Below are 1,592 nucleotides of genomic sequence, written 5' to 3' on the forward strand. Positions count from 1 at the left end.
TTACAAAACTGTTTCAGCGAACAAAGCTACTGCTAATAAAGAATGGGTTGTGGTAGACGCTGAAGGACAGCCGTTAGGTAGATTAGCTTCTACGGTTGCAAAGATTTTGAGAGGTAAGCACAAAACGAACTACACACCTCACGTAGATTGTGGTGATAACGTAATCGTTTTGAATGCTGGGAAAATTACACTTTCCGGAAACAAGTGGGCTGATAAGACTTATATCTGGCATACAGGATACCCTGGTGGACAGAAGTCTATGACTGCGGCTGAACTTCAAAAGAAAGATTCTTTAAAGGTATTAGAGAAGTCTGTAAAAGGTATGTTGCCTAAAAACAGATTAGGAGCTGCTATCCTTAAGAACCTTTATTTATATGAAGGAACTGAGCACAAACATGAAGCTCAACAGCCAAAAACAATTAATGTTAACGAATTTAAATAATTAATTATGTCTATAGTTCACAAAATCGGAAGAAGAAAAACTTCTGTAGCTAGAGTTTATGTAAAACCAGGTTCTGGTGTTATTACAGTAAACGGTAAAGATGCTAAAGAATATTTCTCTACAGACGTGATGGTTTACAAATTAAACCAACCGTTTATCCTTTCTGAGACTGTTGGTCAGTATGACGTTACCGTAAACGTATTCGGTGGTGGTAATACAGGTCAGGCAGAAGCTATCAGATTAGGTATTTCTAGAGCTTTATGCGAAATCAACGCTGAGTTCAGATTAGCATTGAAGCCAGCTGGTTTACTTACAAGAGACGCAAGAATGGTGGAAAGAAAGAAGCCAGGTCAGAAAAAAGCAAGAAAGAGATTCCAATTCTCAAAACGTTAAGATTTCTCGTTGGCAGATGGCTTATGGCTATTGGCTACAGGAATGTATTAAATTTTTTTTAAACTTAATCTCGGCGAAAAGCCCATTGCCAAAAGCAAAAAGCAGACCGCCAATTGCCCGTTACGTTTAGCATCCAAACGCTTCTCCCATCTAAAGAAGTTGTTGATTGTTTAAAAGACGGAAAGTAAACTAACAAAAACAGAAAACATGGCAAAAGCAAATGTAAAAGACCTTTTAGAGGCTGGCGTACACTTCGGTCACATGACTAGAAAGTGGAATCCAAATATGGCTCCATACATTTTTATGGAGAAAAACGGTATTCACATTGTAGACTTACATAAAACAGCAGTTAAATTGGATGAAGCGTGCAGCGCTTTAGAAAAATTAACTTCTGCAGGTAAAAAAGTTCTTTTCGTAGCTACTAAGAAGCAAGCGAAAGAAGTGGTTGCAAAACACGCTTCTGAACTTAATATGCCTTATATTACAGAAAGATGGCCAGGTGGTATGTTAACGAACTTCGTTACTATCAGAAAGGCTGTAAAGAAGATGAATGCTATCGACAAAATGAAAAAAGACGGTACATTCGAAACTTTATCTAAAAAAGAAAGATTACAAGTTGACAGACAAAGAGCTAACCTTGAGAAGAACTTAGGTTCTATCGCTGACATGGTGAGACTTCCGTCTGCTGTATTTGTAGTTGATATCTTAAGAGAACACATCGCGGTAACTGAAGCTAAGAAACTAGGTATTCCAGTTT

Annotated in this window: 3 protein-coding genes; all 3 read left to right on the top strand. The window is 37.7% G+C overall.

Annotation, left to right across the window (positions count from 1 at the left end; genetic code table 11):
* Positions 1-442 (top strand): 50S ribosomal protein L13 (rplM, locus tag GB932_RS22560; protein ID WP_156759266.1); only part of this gene is annotated, 442 nt, incomplete at its 5' end.
* Positions 443-448: 6 nt separating this feature from the next.
* The gene (gene rpsI / locus GB932_RS22565) at positions 449-835 is read left to right on the top strand and encodes a 30S ribosomal protein S9 (RefSeq protein WP_002976218.1); all 387 of its coding nucleotides are present in this window, start codon (positions 449-451) and stop codon (positions 833-835) included.
* A 207-nt stretch (positions 836-1,042) separates the two neighbouring features.
* The coding region (gene rpsB, locus GB932_RS22570; RefSeq protein ID WP_156759267.1) for a 30S ribosomal protein S2 at positions 1,043-1,592 on the top strand (550 nt) is incomplete at its 3' end.

It is taken from the genome of Microbacterium karelineae (assembly GCF_009745985.1).
Lineage (GTDB): Bacteria > Actinomycetota > Actinomycetes > Actinomycetales > Microbacteriaceae > Microbacterium > Microbacterium karelineae.